The organism is Cellulomonas rhizosphaerae (genome assembly GCF_003470205.1).
Lineage (GTDB): Bacteria > Actinomycetota > Actinomycetes > Actinomycetales > Cellulomonadaceae > Cellulomonas > Cellulomonas rhizosphaerae.
The window spans coordinates 1-25,206 of record NZ_QWKP01000182.1; the positions used below are offsets into that span (position 1 = coordinate 1).

At 73.2% G+C, this 25,206-nt stretch carries 26 protein-coding genes and 1 riboswitch; of the genes, 6 read left to right on the top strand and 20 right to left on the bottom strand.

Features of this window, described 5'->3' with window-relative positions; genetic code table 11:
- From D1825_RS08310 to glgX, 4 genes are all read right to left on the bottom strand, one after another.
- A partial coding sequence (locus D1825_RS08310; RefSeq protein WP_138067532.1) for a winged helix DNA-binding domain-containing protein occupies positions 1–879 on the bottom strand: 879 nt, incomplete at its 3' end.
- Positions 880–888: 9 nt separating this feature from the next.
- Positions 889–2,652: a malto-oligosyltrehalose trehalohydrolase gene (treZ, locus tag D1825_RS08315; RefSeq protein ID WP_118766968.1), complete on the bottom strand. Its 1,764-nt coding sequence runs from the start codon at positions 2,650–2,652 to the stop codon at positions 889–891.
- Positions 2,649–5,159, bottom strand: a complete 2,511-nt coding sequence (gene treY, locus D1825_RS08320) for a malto-oligosyltrehalose synthase (RefSeq protein ID WP_118766969.1) — start codon at positions 5,157–5,159, stop codon at positions 2,649–2,651. The genes treZ and treY overlap by 4 nt, the downstream gene beginning before the upstream one ends.
- The gene (glgX, locus tag D1825_RS08325) at positions 5,156–7,420 is read right to left on the bottom strand and encodes a glycogen debranching protein GlgX (protein ID WP_118766970.1); all 2,265 of its coding nucleotides are present in this window, start codon (positions 7,418–7,420) and stop codon (positions 5,156–5,158) included. The genes treY and glgX overlap by 4 nt, the downstream gene beginning before the upstream one ends.
- Positions 7,421–7,578: 158 nt before the next feature.
- On the opposite strand from glgX, the gene D1825_RS08330 reads away from it, so the two are divergent.
- A complete protein-coding gene (locus D1825_RS08330) occupies positions 7,579–8,808 on the top strand; it encodes an NAD(P)/FAD-dependent oxidoreductase (RefSeq protein ID WP_118766971.1) in 1,230 nt (409 codons plus the stop codon).
- A gap of 22 nt (positions 8,809–8,830) precedes the next feature.
- Here the strand turns inward: D1825_RS08330 and D1825_RS08335 are convergent, their stop codons facing one another.
- A complete protein-coding gene (locus D1825_RS08335; protein WP_325051474.1) occupies positions 8,831–9,937 on the bottom strand; it encodes a carboxylate-amine ligase in 1,107 nt (368 codons plus the stop codon).
- A gap of 94 nt (positions 9,938–10,031) precedes the next feature.
- Between D1825_RS08335 and D1825_RS08340 the strand changes: the two genes are divergently transcribed.
- On the top strand, positions 10,032–10,595 hold the full coding sequence (locus tag D1825_RS08340) for an HdeD family acid-resistance protein (protein WP_158580701.1): 564 nt from the start codon (positions 10,032–10,034) through the stop codon (positions 10,593–10,595).
- Here D1825_RS08340 and D1825_RS08345 read toward each other — a convergent pair.
- The 10 genes from D1825_RS08345 to idi all read right to left on the bottom strand — a co-directional run bounded on the left by D1825_RS08345 (position 10,558) and on the right by idi (position 18,136).
- Complete coding sequence (locus tag D1825_RS08345; protein ID WP_118766974.1) at positions 10,558–11,262, bottom strand: potassium channel family protein; 705 nt, start codon at positions 11,260–11,262, stop codon at positions 10,558–10,560. The genes D1825_RS08340 and D1825_RS08345 overlap by 38 nt on opposite strands.
- A 65-nt stretch (positions 11,263–11,327) precedes the next feature.
- Positions 11,328–11,867 (bottom strand): flavin reductase family protein, encoded by a 540-nt coding sequence (locus D1825_RS08350; protein ID WP_118766975.1) that lies wholly within the window; start codon positions 11,865–11,867, stop codon positions 11,328–11,330.
- Positions 11,864–12,382 carry an NADPH-dependent FMN reductase gene (locus tag D1825_RS08355; protein WP_118766976.1) on the bottom strand — a complete coding sequence of 173 codons (519 nt, stop codon included), beginning with the start codon at positions 12,380–12,382 and terminating at the stop codon, positions 11,864–11,866. The genes D1825_RS08350 and D1825_RS08355 overlap by 4 nt, the downstream gene beginning before the upstream one ends.
- A gap of 9 nt (positions 12,383–12,391) precedes the next feature.
- Positions 12,392–12,500: riboswitch (SAM riboswitch) on the bottom strand.
- 70 nt (positions 12,501–12,570) lie between these two features.
- Positions 12,571–13,458: a prenyltransferase gene (locus D1825_RS08360; RefSeq protein ID WP_233549742.1), complete on the bottom strand. Its 888-nt coding sequence runs from the start codon at positions 13,456–13,458 to the stop codon at positions 12,571–12,573.
- Positions 13,448–13,786, bottom strand: coding sequence for a lycopene cyclase domain-containing protein (locus D1825_RS08365; RefSeq protein WP_118766977.1), 339 nt, complete (start codon positions 13,784–13,786; stop codon positions 13,448–13,450). The genes D1825_RS08360 and D1825_RS08365 overlap by 11 nt, the downstream gene beginning before the upstream one ends.
- The gene (locus tag D1825_RS08370) at positions 13,783–14,115 is read right to left on the bottom strand and encodes a lycopene cyclase domain-containing protein (protein ID WP_118766978.1); all 333 of its coding nucleotides are present in this window, start codon (positions 14,113–14,115) and stop codon (positions 13,783–13,785) included. The genes D1825_RS08365 and D1825_RS08370 overlap by 4 nt, the downstream gene beginning before the upstream one ends.
- Positions 14,112–15,680: a phytoene desaturase family protein gene (gene crtI, locus D1825_RS08375; RefSeq protein ID WP_118766979.1), complete on the bottom strand. Its 1,569-nt coding sequence runs from the start codon at positions 15,678–15,680 to the stop codon at positions 14,112–14,114. The genes D1825_RS08370 and crtI overlap by 4 nt, the downstream gene beginning before the upstream one ends.
- The gene (locus D1825_RS08380; RefSeq protein ID WP_118766980.1) at positions 15,677–16,555 is read right to left on the bottom strand and encodes a phytoene/squalene synthase family protein; all 879 of its coding nucleotides are present in this window, start codon (positions 16,553–16,555) and stop codon (positions 15,677–15,679) included. Before D1825_RS08380 ends, crtI begins: the two co-directional genes overlap by 4 nt.
- The gene (locus D1825_RS08385) at positions 16,552–17,559 is read right to left on the bottom strand and encodes a polyprenyl synthetase family protein (protein ID WP_233549743.1); all 1,008 of its coding nucleotides are present in this window, start codon (positions 17,557–17,559) and stop codon (positions 16,552–16,554) included. The genes D1825_RS08380 and D1825_RS08385 overlap by 4 nt, the downstream gene beginning before the upstream one ends.
- A 1-nt stretch (position 17,560) precedes the next feature.
- Positions 17,561–18,136 (bottom strand): isopentenyl-diphosphate Delta-isomerase, encoded by a 576-nt coding sequence (gene idi / locus D1825_RS08390; protein WP_118766981.1) that lies wholly within the window; start codon positions 18,134–18,136, stop codon positions 17,561–17,563.
- Between the two features lie 68 nt (positions 18,137–18,204).
- Between idi and D1825_RS08395 the strand changes: the two genes are divergently transcribed.
- The 4 genes from D1825_RS08395 to D1825_RS08410 are packed head-to-tail and all read left to right on the top strand — an operon-like array spanning position 18,205 to position 20,582.
- Positions 18,205–18,702 (top strand): MarR family winged helix-turn-helix transcriptional regulator, encoded by a 498-nt coding sequence (locus tag D1825_RS08395; RefSeq protein ID WP_118766982.1) that lies wholly within the window; start codon positions 18,205–18,207, stop codon positions 18,700–18,702.
- 47 nt (positions 18,703–18,749) lie between these two features.
- Positions 18,750–19,538 (top strand): transglutaminase-like domain-containing protein, encoded by a 789-nt coding sequence (locus D1825_RS08400; RefSeq protein WP_118766983.1) that lies wholly within the window; start codon positions 18,750–18,752, stop codon positions 19,536–19,538.
- A 55-nt stretch (positions 19,539–19,593) separates the two neighbouring features.
- Positions 19,594–20,070, top strand: coding sequence for a hypothetical protein (locus D1825_RS08405; RefSeq protein WP_118766984.1), 477 nt, complete (start codon positions 19,594–19,596; stop codon positions 20,068–20,070).
- Entirely contained in the window at positions 20,070–20,582 is a 513-nt protein-coding gene (locus D1825_RS08410; protein WP_407643312.1) for a mycothiol transferase, read from the top strand. The genes D1825_RS08405 and D1825_RS08410 overlap by 1 nt, the downstream gene beginning before the upstream one ends.
- A gap of 4 nt (positions 20,583–20,586) precedes the next feature.
- Here D1825_RS08410 and D1825_RS08415 read toward each other — a convergent pair whose 3' ends face one another.
- The 5 genes from D1825_RS08415 to D1825_RS08435 all read right to left on the bottom strand — a co-directional run.
- A complete protein-coding gene (locus tag D1825_RS08415) occupies positions 20,587–21,594 on the bottom strand; it encodes a hypothetical protein (protein ID WP_118766986.1) in 1,008 nt (335 codons plus the stop codon).
- Between the two features lie 160 nt (positions 21,595–21,754).
- Positions 21,755–23,227: an SDR family oxidoreductase gene (locus D1825_RS08420; protein ID WP_199721542.1), complete on the bottom strand. Its 1,473-nt coding sequence runs from the start codon at positions 23,225–23,227 to the stop codon at positions 21,755–21,757.
- A gap of 133 nt (positions 23,228–23,360) precedes the next feature.
- A complete protein-coding gene (pip, locus tag D1825_RS08425) occupies positions 23,361–24,347 on the bottom strand; it encodes a prolyl aminopeptidase (protein ID WP_118766987.1) in 987 nt (328 codons plus the stop codon).
- Between the two features lie 40 nt (positions 24,348–24,387).
- Positions 24,388–24,723, bottom strand: a complete 336-nt coding sequence (locus D1825_RS08430; RefSeq protein ID WP_118766991.1) for a UBP-type zinc finger domain-containing protein — start codon at positions 24,721–24,723, stop codon at positions 24,388–24,390.
- A 149-nt stretch (positions 24,724–24,872) separates the two neighbouring features.
- The coding region (locus D1825_RS08435; protein ID WP_138067535.1) for an HNH endonuclease signature motif containing protein at positions 24,873–25,206 on the bottom strand (334 nt) is incomplete at its 5' end.

A 25,206-nucleotide genomic window follows, 5' to 3' on the forward strand; every position in this document is an offset into this window, starting at 1 on the left:
GTCCGGGGCCAGGACCAGGCCGGCGATGTTGAGCACCGAGCGACCCTCGCTGTAGGCGACGCCGTACGCGTCGTACCCCTGCAGGACGTGCACGGTGGGGGACGGTTCGCGGACCACGGCGGGACCGGGCACGGACCAGAACGTCGTCCCGCCCACGTCGTGTGCGACCACCGTGTCCCCGAGCAGTGCGATCCCACGCCTGACCTGGGTCAGCGTGAGGCTCGACCACCAGCCGAGGTCCTTGACGGTCGCCGGGCCGTGGCTCGCGAGGTAGCGGCGAGTGAGCTCGGCGACCGCGTCGTCGCCGGTCAGGTCACGCGAGGAGGCGATGCGCTCGTCGGCCAGCGCGTAGGTCTGCTGCTTGCCGCGCTGGACGCCGTTGACCAGCACCGCGTCGAGCTCAGCCCGCATCACGAGGTAGCTCAGGCGCACGCCGGCCGCCTCGATGCCGCCGGTGGCGAGCGCCGCGCCCAGCTCGGGACGCGTGAGGTGGTTCTTGCCGCGCACGGCGTCGGCCATGAGGGCCGTGGCACGGGCGGCGAGCTCGTCGTCGATGCCCGAGCGTGCCTCGTAGTAGCGCGACGCGATCCGGACGCGAGGTCCGGTCAGCGCCTGGATCCAGCGCAGGTCCTCGGGCGCCACGAAGTGCCAGGTCGGCCGCAGCGCGTGGGTCCGGACGATCTCGCCCGCGTCGAGCGCGCGGCGGACCTCGGTGTCGTCGCGCGCGAGCGAGCGCTGCCCCAACGACCAGCGGGCCATCGCGAGCTCCTGCGCCTGCACGGCGCCGAGGTGCCGCACCACGGCGGCCGCGTCGGCGAGCGGCGGTCCGGCGAGGTGCTGGTTGCGCAGGCGCAGGTGGGCGACCTCGAGCGCGTCCATGGACGCAGCCTAGGCAGTGCCGCCCACGAGCACGACGACGGAGCGTGCCCCGATGTCGATCCCGTCCGGACCGACCTCGACCGGCGCGGAGGAGGCCGCCACGTCGAGGGGCCCGTCCAGCGCGACGTGCGCGCGCTGGTCGGTCAGGTTCGCCACGACCCGCGCCGCGCCGCGGTGCAGCACGAGCACCCCGGACCAGGGCCCGTCCGCGTCGTCCGGCCCGTGCCACGTGAGGTCGGTGGCCGCGAGGTCGCCCGACGCGAGGTCCGGCACCGAGCGCCGCAGGCCGACGAGCACGCGGTACCACTCGAGCAGGTCCGCACGCTCGGGGTCGTCGCGCTCGGACCGGTCGAGCACGCTGGCTCGAAAGGTCTCGGGAGCCTGGGGGTCGGGCACCTCGACGTCTCCGCCGTAGACGTCGGTCCAGCCGTGCCCGCCGAACTCGGCGATGCGGCCCGCGGAGACGGCGGCCGCCAGGTCGGTCTCGGGGTGGTCGGTGAAGAACTGCCACGGCGTGCGTGCGCCCCACTCCTCGCCCATGAACAGGAGCGGCGTGAACGGCGAGAGGAGCACGAGCGCGGCCTCGACGGCGAGCAGGCCCACGGGCAGCCGCTGCGCCGGGCGGTCGCCCAGGCCGCGGTTGCCCACCTGGTCGTGGTTCTGCGCGCACACCACGAAGCGGTGCCCGTCGGTGCCCTCCGGGACGGGCGCGCCCCAGTCGGCGCCGCGGAACGTCGAGAACCGGCCGTCGTGGAGGAACGCGCCGCGCATCACGGTGCGCAGCGCGGCCGGCGTGCCGAAGTCGACGTAGTAGCCGTGCCGCTCGCCTGTGACCAGCGCGTGGATCGCGTGGTGGACGTCGTCGGCCCACTGCGCGGTCATGCCCCAGCCGCCCTCGCTGGTCGGCGCGACGCTCGTGGCATCGTTGAGGTCGCACTCGGCGACGAGCGACGTGGGCCGGCCGAGCGCCGCGGAGAGTGTCGCGACCTCGTCGGACAGCTGGGCCAGCACGTGCCGGGGGGAGTCGTCGCGCAGCTCGTGGACGGCGTCGAGGCGTAGGGCGTCGACGCGGAAGTCGGTGAACCAGCGCAGCGCGGAGTCGGCGATCCAGCGCCGGACCTCGTCGGACCCGTCGTCGTCGAGGTTCACGGCGTCGCCCCACGGCGTGTGGTGCTTGCCCGTGAAGTACGGGCCGAAGCCCGCGAGGTAGTTGCCCGACGGGCCCAGGTGGTTGTGCACGACGTCGAGGCAGACCGCGAGCCCGCGCGCGTGGGCCTCGTCGACGAACTCCTGCAGCGCGGCAGGCCCGCCGTAGGGCTCGTGCACCGCGTAGAGCGCGACACCGTCGTAGCCCCAGCCGTGCCGGCCGTTGAACGGTGCGACCGGCATGAGCTCGACGACGTCGACGCCCAGCGAGACGATCTCGTCGAGGTGCTCGACTGCCGCCGCGAGCGTCCCCTCGGGCGTGAAGGTGCCGACGTGCAGCTCGTAGAACACCCGGCCGCGCACGTCCAAGCCGTCCCACGACGAGCGCCACGTGTGCCGGTCGGCGTCGAACACGCGGCTCGGGCCGTGCACGCCTTCGGGCTGCCACGCGCTGCGCGGGTCCGGTCGCGCCGGGCCTCCGTCCACGCTGAGCCGGTAGTCGGTGCCGTGCTGCAGGTCGACCGTGTCGGTCCACCAGCCGCCCGCGCCGGGGGAGAGCGGGCGGGTGACGTCGGCGAGGACGAGGTCGACGCGGGACGCGCGCGGCGCCCAGACCGACGCCCTCATGCCTCGGCCCGCACGAGGAGCGCGACGGGCAGCCGGTCGAGCAGCGCGCCGACCTCGACGACGCCGCCGGTGACCTCGCGGTCGGTCAGCACGTCGTGCCACGACCCCTCGGGCAGCGCGACGCTGTGGTCCGCCCAGCCGCCGAGCCGGTCGAGCGCGGCGCCCAGGCGGGTCGCGACGACCGCGACGCGCGGGATGCCGTCCACCGTGCGCGCGTACGACAGGGCGTTGCCGGCCGAGTGGGCCAGCGGCAGGAAGCCCGCGCCGGTCCCGACGAACGCCTCGGGCACGTCGCGCCGCAGCCGCAGCGCGCGCGAGGTGACCAGCAGCTTCTCGTCGGCGAGGTCGCGCGGGCCCGCGCCGTCGTCGAGCCGGGCCAGGCGTGCGGCCAGGGAGTCGGCGTCCACGGGCCGGCGGTTGTCGGGGTCGACGAGGTCCGCGGTGGGTACCTCGGTGCCCTGGTAGACGTCGGCCACGCCGGGCATCGTCAGCTGCACGAGCTTGGTGCCCAGGGTCGCGGCCCGCACCGCGGTCCGGGTCCGTGCCTCCCACGCGGTGAAGAGCTCGCGCACGGCGGGGTCCTCGAGCGCCTGGCGGGCGGCGTCGAGGACGGCGGCCTCGTAGGCCTCGTCGGGCGCGGTCCACGTGGTGCGGTCCTTCGCCTCGCGCATGGCCTTGGTGAGGTAGGCCGTCAGGCGGTCCGCCTCGATCGGCCCGTGGCCGCACCACGTGCCGGCGATCGTCTGCCACAGCAGGTACTCGGTCCGGCCGTCGACCAGCCCGCTGCGGTAGGGCGCCGAGGCCGCGCGCAGGTCGTGCACGAGGGCCGACCACTCGCGCGGGAGCTCGCTGAGCACGCCGATCCGCGTGCGCGTGTCCTCGCTGCGCTTGGTGTCGTGCGTGGACAGCGTGGTCATGCCGTACGGCGCGGTGTGCTGAGCGCGGGACGCCCAGGCGAGAAGCTCGGTCGGCGTCAGGGCGAACCGCTCGGGCGCCCCGCCCACCTCGCACAGCGCGGTCAGGTGGGTCCAGCGGTAGAACGTGGTGTCCTCCACGCCCTTGGCCATGACGGCCCCGCAGGTCTGCTGGAAGCGCACGACGAGCTCGTCGCGGCGGTGCCCGCGCGTGCGGCCCGCGCTGCCGACCTCGCGGCCGAGCAGCAGGTCGACGAGCACGTCCATCGTCTCGCCGCGCTCGGGGCTCAGGTGCTCGCGGGCCAGGTCGGCGGCCGCCGTGAGCACCTCGATGGCCTCGGGGCCGGGGGTCTCGCCCGGGACGACGTAGGCGCGGTACCGGTCGAAGGCGACGAGCAGCTCGACGAGGCAGTCCTCGAGCGAGCGCCAGGTGTGGTCCCGCAGGCGCAGGTCCTCGCGGCAGATGTCCGCCGCGAGCGAGGTCAGGCGGTGCACCTCGGCGTACAGCGGCCCGTCGACGATCTCGCGCTTGGCCTGCTCGGCCATCGCGGCGAACCCGTCCGAGGGGTCCCCGGTGACCCGGTGCATGAGGCCGGCGAGGTCGGCCGCGCCGCCCGGGTCGACGAACGCCTGCTGGATGCGCCACAGCGCCTCGTAGCCCGTGGTCCCGGCGGTGTCCCAGTCGGCGGGCAGCTCCTCGGCGTCCTCGAGGATCTTCTCGACGACGACCCACGCGCCGTCGCTCGCCTCGCGCAGGCGGCTCAGGTAGCCCGCCGGGTCCGCGAGGCCGTCCGGGTGGTCGATGCGCAGCCCGTCGAGCGTGCCGTCGGCGAGCAGGTCGAGCACCAGGCGGTGCGTCGCGTCGAACACGTCGGGGTCCTCGACACGGATCGCGACGAGCGTGCCCACGTCGAAGAAGCGCCGGTAGTTGAGCTCCTCGTCCGCGACCCGCCAGTACGCGAGCCGGTAGTGCTGCCGCTCGACCATCTCCGCGAGGCCGAGCGACTCCGTCCCCGGCCGGATGGGGAACACGTGGTCGTAGTAGCGCAGCACGGGGGTCAGGCCCAGGCCGGGCAGGTCGACCTCGTCGCGCGTGAGCTCGCCGCGCGCGAGCACGTTGCCGATCCGGTCGCCCAGCACCGGCGCGAGCAGCGCGCCGTCGCCCGCCGACCAGTCGACGTCGAACCAGTGCGCGTACGGCGAGTCCGGCCCCTGCGCCATGACCGACCACAGCGGCCGGTTGTGCCACACGGGCGTCGGGACCGCCATGTGGTTGGGCACGATGTCGAGCACCAGGCCGAGGCCCGCGGCCTTCGCCGCGGCGGACAGCCGACGCAGGCCGCGGATGCCGCCGAGCACGGGGGAGACCTCGTCGTGGTCGACGACGTCGTAGCCGTGCGTCGAGCCCGGCGCCGCGGTGAGGATCGGCGACAGGTACACGTGCGTGATCCCGAGCGAGGCGAGGTACGGCACGCGCGCGGCGACGTCGTCGAACGTCAGGTCCGCGCCGAGCTGCACCCGGTAGGTGCTGGTCGGGACGGGCTTGTCCGCCGCCGGGAGCCGGCGGGCGGGGACGGGGCGCGCGTCGCTCATGCGTTCTTCGGGGTGCGCGGGCGGGGCTTGCGCTTGGGCTTGACCAGCCCCGCCTCCTCGATGACGGAGTGCTCCCGGTTCTGCTTCGCCGCCCGCTCGGACTCGCGCGCGGCCGCGGCCACGGCGCCCGAGGCGTAGGTCGGGACGGGCTCCATCGGGGGCCGCGTGAGCACGACGACCGAGTTGCGCTCGAGTGTGATCGACGCGCGAGCGGACGCCGTCGCCCCCGTCTGCACCTTGCTGTCGGTGTCGAACACGGCGGTCCACGTCGCGCCGTACTCGGCGTCGGGGAGCGTGAACGTCGCCTGGTCCGGCTGACCGTTGAACAGGACCAGGAACGAGTCGTCGGTGATCTCCTCGCCCCGCACGTCGGGTTCGACGATCGCGTCGCCGTTGAGGAAGACCTGCACGGCGCGCGCCTGGCTGTTGTGCCAGGCGTCGTCCTCCATGTGCTGACCCTCGGGGTTGAGCCAGGCGATGTCCTTGAGGTCCGACTCGCCGCCGTGCTCGGGGGACCCGGCGAAGAAGCGGCGACGGCGGAACACCGGGTGGTCGCGCCGCAGGCGGACGACCTCGCGCGTGAACTCGAGCATCGTCGTCTCAGCCTCGCCGAGGTCCCAGTGCATCCACGACAGCTCGCTGTCCTGGCAGTACACGTTGTTGTTGCCCTGCTGGGTGCGCCCGATCTCGTCGCCGTGCGCGATCATCGGGATGCCCTGCGAGAGCAGCAGGGTCGCCATGAAGTTGCGCTGCTGGCGGCCGCGGAGCTTGAGGATCTCGGCGTCGTCGGTCGGGCCCTCCGCGCCGCAGTTCCACGACCGGTTGAAGCTCTCGCCGTCGCGGTTGCCCTCGCCGTTCGCGTCGTTGTGCTTCTCGTTGTAGCTCACGAGGTCGGCCAGGGTGAAGCCGTCGTGCGCCGTGAAGAAGTTGACGCTCGCGATCGGCCGGCGGCCCGTGTGCTCGTAGAGGTCCGACGAGCCCGACAGGCGGCTCGCGAACTCGCCGAGCGTCGACGGCTCGCCGCGCCAGAAGTCGCGGACCGTGTCGCGGTACTTGCCGTTCCACTCCGACCACAGGGGCGGGAACCCGCCCACCTGGTAGCCACCGTCACCGATGTCCCACGGCTCGGCGATGAGCTTGACCTGGCTGACGACCGGGTCCTGGTGCACGAGGTCGAAGAACGCCGAGAGGCGGTCGACCTCGTGGAACTGGCGGGCCAGCGTCGCGGCCAGGTCGAACCGGAACCCGTCGACGTGCATCTCCGTGACCCAGTAGCGCAGCGAGTCCATGATCAGCTGCAGCACGTGCGGCGAGCGCATGAGCAGCGAGTTGCCGGTGCCCGTGGTGTCGAAGTAGTGCGCCTGGTCCTCGTCGACGAGCCGGTAGTAGTTGGCGTTGTCGATGCCGCGGAAGCTCAGCGTCGGGCCCATGTGGTTGCCCTCGGCCGTGTGGTTGTAGACCACGTCGAGGATGACCTCGATGTCCGCGGCGTGCAGCTCCTTGACCATCGCCTTGAACTCCTGCACCTGCTGACCCGGCCCCTTGAAGGCGGAGTAGGCGTTGTGCGGCGCGAAGAAGCCGATCGTGTTGTAGCCCCAGTAGTTGGACAAACCCTGCTCGCGCAGGTGGGTGTCGTCGACGAACTGGTGCACGGGCATGAGCTCGATGGCCGTGACGCCGAGCGCCTTGAGGTGCGCGATCACGGCGGGGTGCGCGATGCCCGCGTAGGTGCCGCGCAGCTCCTCGGGCACCGCGGGGTGCAGCTGCGTCAGGCCCTTGACGTGGGCCTCGTACAGGACCGTCTCGTGGTACTGGTGCTGCGGAGCGCGGTCCTGGCCCCAGTCGAAGAACGGGTTGATGACGACCGACGACATGGTGTGGCCCGCGGAGTCGTCGTCGTTGCGCGCGTCGTTGTCGTCGAACTGGTAGGAGAACAGCGACGGGTCGCCGTCGATCTGGCCGTCGATCGCCTTCGCGTACGGGTCGAGCAGAAGCTTGGCCGGGTTGCACCGGTGGCCCTGCTCGGGCTCGTACGGGCCGTGCACGCGGTAGCCGTAGCGCTGGCCCGGCTGCACGGCCGGCAGGTAGCCGTGCCACACGAAGGCGTCCACCTCGGGCAGGTCCACGCGCGTCTCGGTGCCGTCCTCGGCGATGAGACAGAGCTCGATTCGGTCGGCCACCTCGGAGAACAGCGCGAAGTTGGTCCCGCTGCCGTCGTAGGTGGCGCCGAGGGGGTAGGGGCGTCCTGGCCAGATCAACATGGGCTCAGGGTGCCAGCCATGTGTTTCCGGGGCACGCCCAGTCACGGCCCTGACCGGGTGATCCCCCTCACCCGTCCGTGCGGTTGCGCGATGGCGCCCTGCCTGGTGCGCTGCGAGGAACGGCGCCGTCCGAGGTGTCCCGGCGAGAGGTCCGACCGATGGCGGGACGTGTGGTGGTGGTCGGCGGCGGCCTCGCCGGGGCCAAAACCGTGGAGGCGCTGCGCGACGGTGGCCACGACGACGGCATCCTCCTGCTCAAGCTCGGCACCGACCTGCCCTACGAGCGGCCGCCGCTGTCCAAGGGATACCTGCAGGGCGCCGACGAGCGCTCCTCGGTGTTCGTCCACGACGCGGCATGGTACGCCGAGCACGACGTCGAGGTCCGCCTCGGGGTCCAGGCCACCGCGCTCGACCTGCCCGGGCGCGACGTCATCGACACGTCGGGCCTCCGGCACGGCTACGACCACGTCGTCCTCGCCACGGGCAGCGCGCCGCGCCGGCTCGACGTCCCCGGCGGCGACCTGCGCGGCGTGGTCTACCTGCGCACGCTCGACGACTCCGACCGGCTGCGCGCCGCCCTGGGTGCGACGTCGCGCGTCGTCGTGATCGGCGGCGGCTGGATCGGGCTCGAGGTCGCGGCTGCCGCCCGGGCCGCGGACTGCCAGGTGGCGGTCGTCGTGCGCGACCGCGCGCCCCTGCTCGGCGTGCTGGGGGACCGCCTCGCCGGGGTGTTCGCCGACCTGCACCGGGCCCACGACGTCGACCTGCGCACGTCCGCCGACGTGGTCCGCGTGGTGGCGTCCGGCGACGGCGCGCACGTCGGCGGCGTCGAGCTGGCCGACGGCGAGATCCTGCCCGCCGACCTCGTCGTCGTCGGCATCGGGGCCACGCCGCGCGTCGGGCTCGCGCGCGACGCGGGACTGGCCGTCGAGGACGGCGTGCTCGTCGACGCGCACCTGCGCACCGCCGACCCCCGCGTGCTCGCGGTGGGCGACATCGCCCGTGCCGCGCACCCGTTCTACGGCACCCACGTGCGGGTCGAGCACTGGGCCAACGCCCTCAACCAGCCGACGACGGCCGCGGCGACGATCCTCGGCCGCGACGAGCCGTACGACGAGCTGCCCTACTTCTTCACCGACCAGTACGACCTCGGGATGGAGTACGTCGGCTGGATCGGGCCCGGCGGGTACGACGAGGTCGTCGTGCGGGGTGACCTCGAGGGGCCCGAGCTCGTCGCCTTCTGGCTGCGCGAGGGGCGCGTGCTCGCGGGCATGAACGTCAACGTCTGGGACGTGGTCGACGACGTCAGGGCCCTGATCCGTTCCCGCGCCCAGGTGGATACCACCGCGCTCGCGGACACCTCGGTCCCGCTCGCCGACCTCGCCTGACGCCAGCCCCGCGGGTTCGGCGTCAGTGCGGGGCGGTCGTGCGGGCGATCGCGCGGCGGACCACCTCGTCGTCGTCGGCGCCCTCCGCGCGCCAGGCCTGCTGCTGGATCGCACCGTTGCCGCGCCGCAGCACGGTGGCCACGTGGCGCTGCACCCACTCGAGGTCGCCCGCGTCCGCCAGCGCCTTGCCCACGTGGCGCACGAGCTCGGCCACGACGTCCGCGGCAGGAGCGGGCGTGCCCGTCGTCGGCCTGACGAGGTTGCCCGACAACCCGGAGTGCGCCGCGCGCCACGTCGCCGCGCGCAGCAGCTCGGCGCGGGGCTGCGGGAGGTCGCTGTCGCCGCGGACTGCGGTCTCCGCGAGGCCGCGCACCAGTGCGGCCTGCAGCGCGGCGTCGGCGGCGTCGAGGCAGACGTCCGCCACGCGCACCTCGACGGTCGGGTAGCGCGCGGAGAGGCGGGCGTCGAAGTAGACCATCCCGTCGTCGAGGATCGTCTCGGTCGCCAGGAGCTCCTCGATGACCCGGTGGTACCCGGCGGCATCGCCGAACGGCGCGGTCGGGCCCGCGGTCGGCCAGCGGCCCCACACCTGCGAGCGGTAGGACGCGTAGCCCGAGTGGCCGCCCTGCCAGGCGGGGCTGTTCGCGGACAGCGCCAGCAGCACGGGGGTCCAGCGGCGCAGGTGGTCGAGGATGACCACGCCCTCCTCGTCGTCGGCCACCTCGACGTGCACGTGGCAGCCGCACGTGAGCTGGTCCTTGGCGGTCATCGCGAAGCGCGCACGGATCTCCTGGGCGCGCTTGTCCGGGACGACGGTCGACTCCACCTCCTGCGGGGCGGTGCCCAGCGCCGCGATCTCCGCGCCCGCGAGGCGGGCGAACGCCGACGTGCGCTCGCGGCCGGCGCGGATCTCGTCGAGCAGCTCGCCGAGGTCGGTGCGCGGGTGGGTCGAGGTCTCGACCTGCTCGCGCTTGAACTCCTTCTCGAGGTCGCCGCCGGGCTCGTCCGGCGACGTCGGCTCCGCCGAGTCCTCCTGCGCCGCGTGCCACAGCACCGTCGGCGCGACGGCCGTCGGACGGCCCTCTGGCGTGACCAGGAGGTACTCCTCCTCGACTCCCATGGTTCGCATCGCGCCAGTGTGGGGTGCGTCCCGGGCGCGCGCGACCGGACGGGGTCCGGCGCGCCGATCCGGGCAGACCCCCGCGATGCGCCATCATCGGCACATGAGCGACAACGTGACCGTGACCGTCGAGCGGCGCCGGAGCGGGTGGGACATCGCCTTCGGCATCCTCATGGTCGTCGGCGGACTGATCATCCTGGGCGACACGATCGTCGCCACGACCGTCTCGGTCTTCCTCATCGGGTGGACGGCGGTCGCTGCCGGCATCGTGCTGGCCGTGTGGTCGTTCACGCGCATCCGGGCGGGCGGCTTCTGGTGGGCGCTCGTCGGCGGGATCGTGCTCGCCGGCCTGGGGCTCCTGATCATCCAGCACCCCGTGCGCGGGGCGCTGTGGATCACGGTATTCATCGGCGCGGCGTTCGTCGCGGGCGGCATCACGCGCATCGTCGCGGCGTTCACCCTGCCGCGCGGCAAGGCCCTCTTCGTCCTGACCGGGCTGCTCTCGCTGCTGCTGGGGGCGTGGATCCTCGTCTTCCCGGTGGAGGCCACGCTGACCGTGCTGGGGGTGCTGCTCGGCGTCCAGGTGCTGGTCGAGGGCATCACGCTGCTGACGGTCGGCCGGCCCCGGATCACGTCGGGTCCGAATCCTCCGGGGGCTGTCGCCTAGTTGGCGTCGGTCGGCGGAACGAGCCGACGAGCCGCGCGATGAGCGTGGCCAGGAAGACCTGGCCGACGAGCGCCTCGAGTGCGGCCAGCCCGCGGCCGGCGCTGCTCACCGTGACCAGGTCGCCGTAGCCGAGCGTCGTGAGCGTGACGAACGAGAAGTACTGCAGCGACTCCGCGTCGGCCTGCTGCCCGTTCGCGAAGAACGAGCCCTGGAGCCACGCGAGCACGCCGAAGACGCTCGCGAAGAGCATCCCGACCATGAGGTAGGCGGACAGGGCGCCGGCGATGAGCCGCCCGGTGACGTCCTGCGCCGTGATGATCCGGTCGAAGATGCAGATCAGCGCGCTGAGCAGCACGAGCACCAGGACGCAGTCGATCACGCCGGAGGCGTCGTCGTGCGGGAGGAAGAGCGCCGCGCCGACGATGGCCACGGCACCGCCCACGATGACGACGCGCAGGACCTGTCGTAGGCCCGGCCCGGGCTGGGAGGCGCGTACCGCGTAGACCAGGGCACCGACGTACAGCGCGCCCACGATCACGCGCGACAGGTTCGAGCTGCTCAGCACCGACAGCACGTAGGCGACGACCAGCATCAGCAGCACGATGCCGAAATGGTCCGGCTCGGGCCGCAGCTTGGTGCTGCCGCGGAGGTGCTCGCTCGTTCTCATCGCTGCTCCGGTCGTCGTCCTGGCGCCGCGCGAACGTATCAGGCGCGGCGCCAGGACGGGAGCACTCAGATCTCGTAGTCCCCGACCGGGTGGTAGTTCCGGTCCAGGTAGACGAGCGGACCCGCGGACTCGCTCGTGCCGTGCTCGAGCGCCCGGATCGTCACGAGGTAGCTGTCGCCCACGGGCAGGCGCTGCAGGATGCGGCCCCGGACCCAGGCGCCGGCGTCCTCGATCACGGGCTCGCCCGTGTCCAGCGCGCGCCAGCCGCCGTCGGCGAAGCGGTCGATGCCGCTCGTCGCGAACCGCGCCGAGATGTCGCCCTGGTTCGAGGTGAGCAGGCTGATCGCGAGCGTCTCCGCGCGGGAGATCGCGGGCCAGGACGAGGAGGTCGCGGCCAGCGAGAACGCGAGGATCGGGGGAGCGGCGGACACCGAGATGACCGAGGTGGCCGTGAAGCCGACCGGACGCTCACCGTCGCGCAGCGCGACGACGGCGACGCCCGCCGCGTGCCGACGGAAGACGGCCTTGTACTCCTCGGGCGTCAGCTGCGCCTCGTCCTGCTCGTGCAAGAGCCGCTCCAGGGGTCGCAACGCTTCGGCGGTCATCGGGCGGACCCGATGGCCACGGGGGTGGCGAGCGCGTCGGCCGCACCGCCTGCCAGCCAACGGTCCACCGCGTCGTCGAGGTCGGCCAGCTGGGAGTCCAGGACGGTCAGCGAGCGGGCCGGGACGACCGCGCCGAGCTCGACGAGCAGCGGCCGCAGGTGCACCTCGCCGGCGAGGGCGTGCGCGGGGTTGCCGGACACGACGAGCGGGACCGCGACGACCCCGGCGAGCCCGTTGGGGCCGTAGCGGTCGAGGAACGACTTGAGCAGCCCCGTGTAGGAGGCCTTGTAGACGGGCGTCGCGACGACGACGAGGCGCGCGGCCTGGACCGCGGCGAGGGCCTCGTCGACCGCGGCGTGCTCCGGAGCGAAGATCTGGCCCGCGAGACCGGCGAGGTCGATCGTGCGGACGTCCGCCGGGTCGGCGGCCAGCCGCTCGGCGACGTGCGTGGCGGCGCCCGTGGTGCGCGAACCGACGCGCGGGTTGCCCGACAGGGCGATGACCGGGTGTGGCATGACGTTCTCCTCTCACGCTTGCCCCGTGACGTCCACGGGGCCAGGTCATCTCCCGGAGCACCCCGGTGAGGGGGGTTGCTGACCAGCGAGCCGGGGCTTGGCACTGGTGCTCGTGACCTTGGGCGGAGGTATAACAACCTTCCCGCGCGTTACCAGTGGGTGGGGAGGAAAGTCTCAGTCGGTGGACGTCAGGACGTGAGGGCCATGACGATCAGCAGCTGGGTGACCAGGAAGCCCATGACGAGGTTGAGCCACAGGAACCGGCGCCAGCCGCGGTTGGCGTCCTCGCAGCGCTCGTCGGTGAGGTTGCGGAACGGGGCGACCGAGACGAGGTAGACGGCCGGCACGAGCGCCGCCAGGTTGCCCGGCCACCCGGCACCCAGCATGAGAACCGCCGCCGCGGCGTAGCCCGCCATCGCGAGCCGCACCGTCCGCCGGGCACCGAACGCGGTCGCGATCGAGCCGATGCCCGCGCCGCGGTCGGCCGTGATGTCCTGCACCGCACCGAACGCCTGCGAGGCCGCGCCCCACAGGAAGTACGCGGCGAGCACGGCCAGCACCGGGCCGGTGAACGACCCGCCCGCGAGGGTCACGCCGAACACGGCGGGGCTGACGAAGTGCGTGCTCGACGTGAGCGAGTCCAGGACCGGTCGCTCCTTGAAGCGCAGCCCGGGCGCGGAGTACGCGACCACGGCGAAGACGCTGATCGCGAGCACGAGGTCGGACCACCCGGTGCCGAGCCAGACGAGGGCGACCAGGAACGGGACGTTGCTGAGCACCGCGGCCCACAGCGTCGTGCGGTGCCACCGGTCGGACAGCACCACGCCCTCGACGCCGCCCTTGCGCGGGTTGCGCAGGTCGGACTCGTAGTCGAAGACGTCGTTGATGCCGTACATCAGCACGTTGTAGGGGATGAGGAAGTAGACCGTGCCCACGACGAGCGCCACGACGTGGTCGCCGCCCGCGAGCAGGAACGCCGCCGCGAACGGGTAGGCCGTGTTGATCCACGACAACGGGCGCGACGAGCCGATGACCTGCGCGAACCCGGCGCGCACGGGGTGGGTGTCAACGGACACGGTCGACCTCCCGCGCCTCGTCGGCCGGGCGGTGCGACGGGCCGAGCAGCACCCACACCGAGGGGAGCAGCAGGGCGGCGGCGATCGGCCACGCGAGGTCCTCGACCGGTGTGAGCCAGATCCGCACGCCGACCAGGTTCGCCTCGTCGTAGCGGAACAGGTCGGAGGCAACCATGAGGCTGTCGAACACGACGGTCAGGACCAGCAGCACGACCGCCGTGAGGGCGATCGACGACCAGAAGTGCGGCTCGCGCCGCCGCAGGCCCGTGACGACCGCGACGACCAGGCACGCCGCGACGAAGAGCAGCCCGAGACCGAGATACGTCATCGGGCGTCCCTGGCCTCACGTGCGGCCAGCGTCCGACGGACCAGGGCGAGCACCACCATCGTCACGTAGGACAGGAAGGTCACGAACACGAGCTCCTCGACGGGCAGGTGCGGCGCGACCTCGACGCCGAGCATCGCGTCGCTCTCGCCGCGGCCGTAGAACCCCGCCGCGATGGCCACCAGGTCCCAGCCGACGAACAGCACGATGCCCGTCGCGAGCACCAGGGCCGCCCGCCGCGCGTCGGCCCAGAAGTAGAGCCGGAGCCGGGCGTCGACGGCGACGATGCACGCGAGCGACACGAGCTCCGCCGCGAGGTACGTGCCCCTCATCGGGCACCGCTGCGGGCAGGCTCGGGCAGGGGGCCGGACGAGCGGTCGTCGCGCAGTCGCTTGACGACGTTCTCGGCGCTGATCAGGCACATCGGCAGGCCGATCCCGGGCAGCGTCGAGCCGCCCGCGTAGAGCAGCCCGGAGACCTTGGTCGAGGCGTTGCGGCCGCGGAGCATCGCCGACTGCCGCAGCGTGTGCGCCGGGCCGAGGGCACCGCCGGACCACGACGAGTACTCCCGTGCGAAGTCGGCCGGCCCGACCGTGCGGCGCACGACGACGCGCTCGGCGAGGTCCGGCACGCCCGCCCACTGCGCGATCCGCGCGATCGCGGCGTCGGCGGCCCGCTCGACGAGCTCGTCGCCGGCCCCGTCCACGCCGCCGGTCCCGATCGAGACGTCGGCCGGCACCGGGACGAGCACGAAGACGTTCTCCATGCCCGCCGGCGCGACCGAGGGGTCGGTCCGCGACGGGGTGCAGACGTACATCGAGGCGTCGGTCGGCACGTGCCGGTCGGCGCCGAAGACGGCGTCGAAGTTCGCGTGCCAGTCGGCCGAGAAGAACAGCGAGTGGTGCGCGAGCTGCGGCAGGTGCCCCCGGATCCCCAGGTAGACGAGCACGGCGCCCGGCCCGGGGTCGCGCGAGCGCCACCAGCGCTCGGGGTAGGTCTGCAGGTGCGGGGGCAGCAGGTTCGTCTCGAGGTCGTGCAGATCACCGGCGCCGACGACGACGTCCGCGGCGACCGTGCTCGCGGTGCCGTCGGTCGCCACGCAGGTCACCCCGCGTGCGGCACTCGCGTCGTCGACCTCGACGCCGGTCACGCGCACCCCGGTGCGGATCCGCACGCCGGCGCCCTCCGCGACGCGGCGGATCGCGTCGATCAGCGTGCCGAAGCCGCCCATCGGGTAGCGCACGCCGTCGGTCAGGTCGCAGTGGCTCATGAGGTGGTAGAGGCTCGGCGCGCGCTCGGGGGACGTGCCGAGGAACACGGCCGGGTAGCCGAGCACCTGCCGGAGCCGACGGTCGGTGAACCGTCGCGCGACGTGCTTCTCGAGCGAGGTCGTCAGCAGCCGCGCGAGCCGGGGCGCCCTGCGGACCACGGAGCCGGTCGCGAGCCTGCTCGGGGACGAGAACGTCGTGTAGAGGAACTCCCGCAGCGACAGGTCGTACGCCTCACGGGCCGAGTCCAGGTACTCCTCGAGTCGCGCTCCGGCGCCGGGCTCGATCGCCTCGAACTGCGCGGGTGCGCGCCCCGTGGACAGGTCGAGCGGAGCCTCGTCGCCGAAGAACACCCGGTAGGCCGGGTCGAGCGTGACGAGGTCGAGCTCGGCCTGCGTCGACGTGCCGAACAGCGCGAAGAAGTGGTCGAAGACCTCGGGCATGAGGTACCAGGACGGACCCGTGTCGAACGTGAACCCGTCCACGCGCCAGGTGCCCGCGCGACCCCCGACCTCGTCGCGCTGCTCGAGCACCTCGACGTCGTAGCCGTCGCGCGCCAGGAGCGCCGCGGTGGCCAGGCCGGCTATCCCTGCCCCGATGACGACCGCCCGGCGTGCCGGAGCGTTCACCGCGCGCCGCTCAGCATCGCGCGCAGCACGATCCGCGCCTTGGCCGGCGTGCTCACGCGGACCCGACGCGTGCCGATCTCGCCGGCCGGGGTCGCCCGGAGCCGGTGGGACAGGGCGGCGAACAGGTCGTGCGCGCACCGCACCGCGCGCCGCGACGAGGCCGGCAGCGCGGCGATCGCCTGCGCAGCCGCGGCCAGGTCGGCGTCGATGTCGTCGAGGAGCACGTCCCGCTGGCTCTCGGTGAGCTCGGCGGGGACGACGCCGGGGAAGTACGTCCGCCCGAGGGTGTCGTGGTCGGCGGCGATGTCGCGCAGGAAGTTGACCTTCTGGAACGCGGCCCCCAGGCGCCGCGCGCCGGGGAGGAGCTCGGCGTAGCGGGCGTCGCCCGTGGACGCGTCCTCCTCGGCGAGGAACGCGCGCAGGCACATCAGCCCGACGACCTCGGCCGAGCCGTAGACGTAGGTGTCGAGCGAGCCCGCGTCGTGCTCGGTGCGCTCGAGGTCGGTGCGCATCGAGGCGAAGAACGGGGTGACCAGCGTGGCGTCGATGCCGCACTGGCGCGCGGTGCGGGCGAAGGAGTGCACGACGAGGTTCGTCGAGAACCCGCGCGCCATGGCGTGCGCGGTCTCGGCCTCGAGGTCGCTCAGCTGCGTCGCGCGCTCGGCGGGGGTGAGGTCCAGGCTGTCGGCGTCGACGATCTCGTCGGCCAGGCGGACCAGGCCGTAGATGCTGCGCACGTGGGTGCGCACCGGCTCGGCGAGCAGGCGGCACGCGCGGCTGAACGACGTGGAGTAGTCCTCGACGATCTGCGCCGTGGCGTGGTCGGCGGCGGAGTCGTACAGGCTCGGGGCGTCGTGCCGTGTGCCCGTCCTCATGCGGCCCTCCCCGGATCGCTCGCCGCCAGCGCGGTGACGCGGTCGACGACCGCCTCGAGCCCCACCGTATGCGCCAGGGCGCGCGCGGCGTGGAGGTGCTCGTCGACGAGTCCCTCGACGAAGGCCCGGGCGCCGCAGGCCTCGAGCCGCGCGCGCAGCGTCGCCGCGCCCGCCGCCGTCAGCGCCGGGTCCCCGAGGTGGGGCTCGATAGAAGGCCACGCGGTCGTCTGAGCGGCGTAGGCGACCAGCGCGGTCAGCTTGCCCTCGCGCAGGTCGGACAGGGTGCTCTTGCCCGTCACGTCCTCGTCGCCGAAGACCCCGAGCAGGTCGTCGCAGAGCTGGAAGGCGATGCCGAGCTGCCGCCCGAGGTCGGCCAGGCGTGCCAGATCCTCGTCGCTCGCGCCGGCCAGCAGCGCGCCGGCCTGCAGCGGGAGCGCGAAGGAGTAGGCCGCGGTCTTGTGCTCGGCCACCGCGACGGCCTCGTCGACCGTGGCGGTGCGCGTGCCGAGCCCGAGGTGCACGTCCTCCAGCTCGCCCGCGGCGGTCACGCGGACCGCGTCGTGCACGAGCGTCATGAGGCGGATGCGCGTCCGGTCGTCCGCAGGGATCGTCGCGAGGGCCGCGAACGCGCCGACGAGCGCGAGATCGCCTGCCAGGATCCCCGCGGCCTGGCCGTACCCGACGGCCGCCTCGGGCGCGGCGCCCGCGTCCTGCGCGCGGGCGAGGAACTCGCCGTTGACGTTCGGACGGCCGCGGCGGCGCAGGTCGTGGTCGATGACGTCGTCGTGGATGACAAAGGCGGTGTGCAGCAGCTCGATCGCGTCGCCGACCCGGTTGGCGAGCGGGTCGTCGGTACCGCCGAAGGCGCGGTACGCGTTGCTCACCAGGCCGGGCCGGACGCGTCGGCCGCCGTTGCTGGCGACGCGCATCGCGGACCACAGTGCGACGTACTCGGGGCCTAGGGCGCGCGCGTGCTCGTCGGCCGCGTCGAAGAACTCGTCCACGTCAGCCGACCAGGGCCACGTCGTCGTCCGACGCCCCGGGAGCGCCCGGGACGAGGTCCGCGAGCTGGACCACCTGGGAGACCATCCACGGGCTGAAGGCCCAGGGTGCCGCCGACGTCGCGCGGCCGAGGTCAGCGGTGCTGATCCAGGCCAGGTCCATCGCCTCGTCGGGGTTCGGCGCGATCTCGTCAGCGGTGGTCGCGAACCAGACCGGGCAGACCTCGTTCTCGACGATCCCGTCCGCATCGGTCGCGGTGTAGCGGAAGTCCGGGAGGAGGACCTCCAGCCGCTCGACCGTGATGCCGAGCTCGTGGCGGGCGTGCCGGCGGATCGCGTCCTGCATCGTCTCGCCCGGGCGCGGGTGCCCGCAGAACGCGTTGGTCCAGACGCCCGGCCACGTGCGCTTGGACAGCGCGCGCCGGGTCACCAGCACGCGGCCGTCGGCGTCGAACAGGTAGCAGGAGAAGGCGAGGTGCAGGGGAGTGGACTCGTCGTGGACGGTCGCACGGGGCGCGACGCCCGACGGGCGGCCGTCCTCGTCGAGCAGGACGACGAGGTCGTCCGGGGCTGTCCGCATCGAGTGATCTCCTCGCGGTCGTCGGTATCGCTAGCCAGGCTAGATGTTTCTGTGGCTAGTATCCAACCATGACCGACGCGTCGCACTTCTGGTACGCCGACGATCCGTCGATCGCCGCGCTGCTGGAGTCCGTGCGCCGTTTTCGCCGCGCGGACGCCGACATGCGCCGGCGCGTGAGTGCCGGGATGGCGATGAACGTCACCGACATGCAGGCGCTCCAGTACGTGATCGCGACCGAGCAGCGCGGCGGCCACGCCCTTCCCCGGGACATCGCCGCGTATCTCGCCATCTCGACGGCCTCGACCACCAAGCTGCTCGACCGACTGACGGCCTCAGGCCACCTCGAGCGCTCGACGCACCCGACGGACCGTCGCTCGGTCGTCGTCACGAGCACGCCCCACGCGCACGACGAGATCCACGCGCGGCTCAGCCGGATGCACCAGGCGATGGCGGAGATCGCCGCCGCGGTGCCCGACGAGGCCCGGCCGGCCCTGACCGCGTTCCTCGACGCGATGTCTGCGCACCTCGACTCGGAGACCGGCGTCGAGCCGCTCACGCCCGCCTGAGCCGTCCTGGCGCGCGCCGTCGCTGCTCAGCCTGCACAATCGCCCGCATGCAGCGTGACGTGTTCTCCCGCCTCGAGCTCGACGTGTCGAGCCCCGCGACCCTCGTCCTGTCGATCGCGGTGACCGGTGCTGCGGCCGCCGAGACCCTGTCGATCACGTCGGACGGCGTGCCCGTGCAGCCGCGCGAGCTCGCGGGCGACCACGGCGCGCGGCTGCACGTGGTGGACGCCCAGCCGGGCCGGCTGTTCGTGCAGTACGACGCGCGCGTCGTCGGGCACAGCCCGATCGACGAGGACGACGAGGCCGACCGGCTGCGCTACCTGCGCCCGAGCCGGTACTGCGAGTCCGACTCGCTGAGCCCCACCGCGCGCGCCGAGTTCGCGGGCCTCACAGGCTCCGACCTGCTGGGTGCCGTGGCCTCGTGGGTCGGGACCCGGCTCGCCTACGTCCCGGGATCCTCGCTGCCGACCGACGGTGCCGTGCGGACGCTGCTCGCACGCCAGGGCGTCTGCCGGGACTACGCGCACCTGGTGGTCGCGCTGCTCCGGGCACTCGACGTGCCCGCGCGCCTCGTGGCCGTGTACGCGCCCGGTCTCGACCCGATGGACTTCCACGCCGTGGCCGAGGCGTGGGTGGACGGCGCCTGGCACGTCGTGGACGCGACGACGCTCGCGCCGCGGTCGACGCTCGTGCGCATCTCGACCGGGCGCGACGCCTCCGACACGGCCTTCCTCAGCGTGTACGGCGGGTTCGCGTCGCTCGTCGACGTGCAGGTCGGGGCCGTCGTGGACGTCCTGCCCGACGACGACATGTTTCGGCTCGCGCGCATCGGCTGATCCGTCGGGGCGCTCCCGAGGTGCCGGTCGCGCCGGGAGGAGGTACACACGGCACATGGGATCTCTCACTCGCTCGTTCGCCCTCGGGCTCGCAGCCGGCGGCCGCTCGTCGGTGGCGATCACCGTGCCCGTCGCGGTGGCCACCAGGGATCGGCACGGGTTCGCCGCCGTCGCGCTGCGCACGGTCGGCCGGCTCGCCGTGCTCGGCGAGCTGATCGGCGACAAGCTGCCGACCACGCCGAGCCGGCTCGACCGTCCCGTGCTGCTCGCCCGGGTCCTGGCGGGTGCCGTGGGCGGCGTCGGGCTCGCGCTCGCCGAGCACCGGTCGGTGCCGTCGGTCCTGCTCGCCGCGCCGGCCGGGGCAAGCGGTGCCTATGTCGGCTCGTTCGCGGGCGCGACGTGGCGCCGCTGGGCCGCCGAGGAGGGACCGTCATGGGTGCAGCCGGACACGCGCGCGGCGCTCATCGAGGACGGCCTGGTCCTCGCGACGAGCACCCGGCTCATCCGGTCCGCACCGCGAGGGGAGGGCTGATCGTGGACGCGCGCGCCGTCCTCGTCGAGTCGTTCGGCCGCGTCGGCCCGACCGTCCACCGCATCGTCGACGGGCTCGACGAGGCGACGCTGACCTGGCGAGCCGACCCCGAGGCGAACACCATCGCGTGGCTGACCTGGCACATCGCCCGGGTCCAGGATGCGCAGCTCGCTCCGCTGGCCGAGACCGAGGAGGTCTGGACCGCGGGTGGCTGGGCCGAGCGGTTCGACCTGCCGTTCGACGACTCGGCGAGCGGGTACGGCCAGAGCGCGGACGACGTGGCCGCCGTCCGGGTGCCGGCCGACCTGCTGCTGGGCTACCTCGACGCGGTGACCGCCGCGACGTCCGCGTACCTCGCGACGATCGCGGGCGACGACCTCGACCGCGTCGTCGACCACCGGTGGGACCCGCCGGTCACGCTCGCCGCTCGGCTCGTGAGCATCCTCGCCGACGACCTGCAGCACGTCGGCCAGGCCGCCTACGTGCGCGGACTGGCCGAGCGCGCGCGGTAGCCGCTCAGGACGTGAGCGTCTCCGCGCGGTGCTGCGGGACGCGCTGCGTCGGCACGGTCGGCGTGAGCGGCGGCGCCGCGCGCACGACCTCGGCCAGCACTATCTGCCACGACCGCGCCGCCCGGCGCAGCTCGTGCGCGACGACGTCCGGGGCGACGTGCCCGGAGACGTGCTCGCCGCCTGCCTCGTCGAGGGCGTCGAGGCCGTCCTCGACCGCGCGACGCGCCGAGCGATAGCTGGACGCCTCCCGCTCGGACGGCGGCGTGATGACGTCGAGCGTCGCGGCGACCTCGAGGAACTGGTGGCGCACGCGGGCCAGGGCAGCCGGACGCTCGAACATCGTGAGGCGACCGGCCGCGTCAGCCACGGCATCCGCGACGGACGACTCCGCGAGCGTCTTGACGGTGCCGTTCAGGGCACGCGAGTCGAGCTGCACGCGCAGCAGCAGCGCGACGGTCCGCCCGAGGATCGACTCGGAGCGCTCGCGTGCGACCCGGCGGGCCGCCTCGGCTGCGCGGGCCTTCTCCTTCTCGCGGAGGGCAGCGGCATAGGCGTCGCGCTCGCGCCGCTCCATCTCGGCCTTGAGCTCGTTGGCGTGCCGGGAGACCTGGGCGATCTCGGTCAGCACCTTGCGCTCGCTGTCCGCGTGCGCACGCTCCATGAGATCGCGCGCGGCCTGGTTGACCGGTGCGGCGTACCCGTCGTCGGTGTACGCGAACAGCGCCACAGCGTGGCGATCGGCCCAGAGCAGGGCCGTCTTGGCGTACCCGGAGCGCGAGTAGAACGCGGCCGTGCGGGCGCCCGCGGAGATCCGCAGGCGCTCGAGCGGGGTCGTGTCGACGGGGGCGCGGCTGCGGTCGACCATGGCGGCGAAGTCGTCGCCCAACAGGTCGACGGGGCTGCCGTCGTCGGGCGTCACCCGCACGTCGACCAGCGCGAGGACCATGCGGGCGTGCCGCTCGGCGAAGCGCTCCGCCTCACGCCACTGCGGGTCCCTCCCCGCTGCACTCACGTCCGTCTCCTCGGGTCCTCACCTGCAGCTTCGCGCTGCGCGAGTCCGACGCTACGGCGTCCGGCGGTTCCGCCGGAACCTCCACCGGGTGACGTTCGTGCGGGCGTTGGGCCGAATGGGTGGTCCGTCTCGGGCGAATGCGACGGACCGCCCGCGGCCCTCACCAGCCGGAGCGGACGTAGTCCTTGAGGAAGCAGCCGAACAGGGGCTCGCCGGCCTCGCCGCGCACGATCGGGTCGTACACGCGGGCGGCGCCGTCGACGAGGTCGAGCGGGGCGTGGAAGCCCTCCTCGGCGAGCCGCACCTTGGTGGTGTGCGGGCGCTCGTCGGTGATCCAGCCCGTGTCGACGCTCGTCATGAGGATGCCGTCCTCGGCGAGCTCGGTGGCGCTCGTGCGGGTCAGCATGTTGAGCGCGGCCTTGGACATGTTCGTGTGCGGGTGGCCCGGGCCCTTGTAGCCGCGCGAGAACACGCCCTCCATCGCCGAGACGTTGACGACGTAGGAGTGGCGGTCGCCGCTCTGGCGCATGACCGGGCGCAGTCGGCTGACGAGGATGAACGGGGCCGTCTGGTTGCACAGCTGGACCTCGAGGAGCTCCATCGGGTCGACCTGGTCGACCGTCGCGACCCAGCTGTTCGTGTCGACCTCGTCGGGCACGAGCCCGCCCGCGTCGATGCCGGTGCCCGCGAGCAGGCGCTCGAGCGAGGCCGCCTCGGCCGTGAGCGCGAGCTCCGCGACGCCCGCCTGCTGCGCCAACGGCAGCAGCGGGCTGGTCAGCTCAGTCACGGCACCGGCCAGCTGCTGGGGGTGCGCGCTGCTCGTGCGGCCGAACGTGACGAGCTCGGGCAGCGGACCGGTCGGGAGCGGCTCGAGCTCGGCGTCGACCAGTCGGCTGTACGAGCCGGGGGAACGGCGCACGGTCTGGGCGGCGTTGTTGATGAGGATGTCGAGCGGACCGCGGGCCGCGACGTCGTCGGCGAGGGCGACGACCTGGGCGGGGTCGCGCAGGTCGATCCCGACGATCGTCAGGCGGTCGAGCCAGTCGGCGCTGTCGTCCATCGCCGCGAACCGGCGGGCGGCGTCGCGCGGGAAGCGGGTCGTGATCGTTGTGCGGGCGCCGTCACGCAGCAGCCGCAGCGCGATGTACATGCCGATCTTGGCGCGGCCGCCCGTGAGCAGCGCGCTGCGACCCGTGAGGTCGGTGCGGGCGTCACGTTTGGCGTGGTTGAGCTCCGCGCAGCTCGGGCAGAGCTGGTGGTAGAAGGCGTCGACCTGGGTGTACGCCTCCTTGCAGATGTAGCAGGGGCGCGCGCGCAGCAGCGTGCCGGCGGTCGCCCCGCGGGCGCTGGAGACCAGCGGGATGCCCCGCGTCTCGTCGTCGATGCGGCCCGGGCTGCCGGTCGCCGTCGCCGCGACGACCGCGGCGTCGGCCGTGCTGATCGCGTCGCGCTTCTCGGCGCGGCGCTGCTTCTTGGCCGCCTTGAACAGCGCGCTCGTCGCGCGGCGGGCCACCGCGAGCTGCGGGTGGTCCGAGGGGAGGCGGCTGATCGTCTCGCAGACCCGGAGGAAGACCTCGAGCTCGTCGTCGCCGACGCCGTCGATCGCGGGATCGGTGAGGGTGGGTGCAGTCATGGTTCCGCCTACTGAGGTCGTCCGGGGGATTGGCCGACGAGCCGAGGAGCGCGATAGCCGGGGGCCGCAGGATCACGCGGCAACCACTCATGATCCCATGCCCGCACCTCCGCACGGAGTGGCGTGAGGGGACTCACCTGTGGCGGTCGCCACCCGACGTGCGTGCCCGTGGGCTGAGCTCGTCGGCGAGCCGGCCGATGGCGTCGCACGTCAGCTCCATCTCCTGCGGACCGCCGTGGCCCTCCGACTCGACGACGACCAGCTCGCTGCCCGGCCACGCCTGGTGCAGCAGCCACGGGGTGATCGCGGGTCCGCTGACGTCGTGCCTGCCGTGGATCAGGACGCCGGGCACGCCCGCGAGTTCGGCGATCCGGTCCCGGATGCGGGCTGGTCCCCGCAGGAAGCAGTCGTTGGCCCAGTAGTGGGTGACTAGCGTGGCGAAGTTCTGCCGTTCGAGGTCGTCGTCGAACATCGAGCCCGGGACCCAGCCCGGGTCGAGGGAGACGTGGGTCGACTCCCACTCCTCCCAGGCACGTGCCGCAGCGGACCGCACCGCGGGGTCAGCGTCGCGCAAAAGCCGGGCGTACGCGTCGACGACGCGCTCCTCGCCGGGGGCTCCGGCCCGGAACCGTGCCCATGCCTCGGGGAAGATCGCGCCCACACCCTGCGTGATCCAGTCGATCTCCTCGCGACTGCCCGACGTGACGGCCGTCAGGACGATGCCCGTAACGCGGTCGGGGTGGTCCAGCGCGTAGGCCAGAGCGAGTGTCGAACCCCACGAGACGCCGTGGAGCAGCCAGGCCTCGATGCCGAGCTGGTCGCGCAGCGCCTCGAGGTCGGCGAGGAGCGCTTGGGTGGTGTTGGCGTCCAGGGTCTCGAGGCTCTCGGACGCGAGCGGGGTGCTCCTGCCGCACCCGCGCTGGTCGATCCCGATGATCCGGTACCGCGCCGGGTCGAATCGGCGCCGGTAGCCGCCGCGCCCGAGCCCGCTTCCGGGACCGCCGTGGAGGTAGATCGCGGCAAGACCGTCCGGGTTGCCTGACGCCTCCCAGTACACCCGGGCACCATCCGGCCGCGCCAACCACCCGTGGTCGTGGGGCTCGATCGGATCGTGCACCATCGCATCGTAGGAGCACCCCGTGGCGCTGGTGTCGGCAGCGTCAGTGCAGCTGGCTGCGCCAGTCGTCGGGAACGCGGTCGACCGGCCCGGGCGCCGACTGGTCCAGGGGTCGGTGCTGCGGGTCCGCGAGCTCGGGCCCCGTGGCCGCCGCAGCGGCGTCGAAGTCCCACCACCAGTCCTCGCCGGGCTCGTAGGAACGCATCAGCGCGTGTCCGGTCTCGCGCCAGTGCGCGGTCGCGTGCTGAGACGGGCTCGAGTCGCAGCAGCCGATGTGCCCGCACTCGCCGCAGCGGCGGAGGTGGAACCACCAGCCGCCGTCGCGTTCACACTCGAGGCAGCCGGGTCCGCTGGGCGCGGCGGTGGGATCGATGCTCATGAGACGCGACGGTACGCCGCGCGCGTCGGGCACGCGCGAGGACGAGCACAAGCACGAGACGTGGTGCGGGCGTGAGGAGGGCGAGAACCCGGCGCCGGCGTCATGGCGCGCACGGAGTCTCGGGCTCGGGCTCGGGCTCGGGCTCGGGCTCAGAAGGGTGGGTCGCCGAGGTCGTGGGGTGGTGGTGTGCGGCGTCGGGTGGGGTCGAACATTCTGGGGCTGACTTCGACGGGTATGGGTGATCGGTAGTACGTGATTCCCAGGGGGCTGGTCCATTCGGTGTTGCCGGTGGCTTTGTCCCGCTTCACGTTCCAGATCTTCTGGGTCTTGGCTTGGTGGTGTCTCTTGCACAGGGCGTGGAGGTTGGCCTCGGTGGTCTGTTCCTCGGCGGGCCGGGTGGGGTCGTAGGGGATGACGTGGTCGAGCTCGGTGCGGATGGCGGGTTGTCGGCAGCCGGGGTAGGTGCAGGTCACGTCCCGGGTC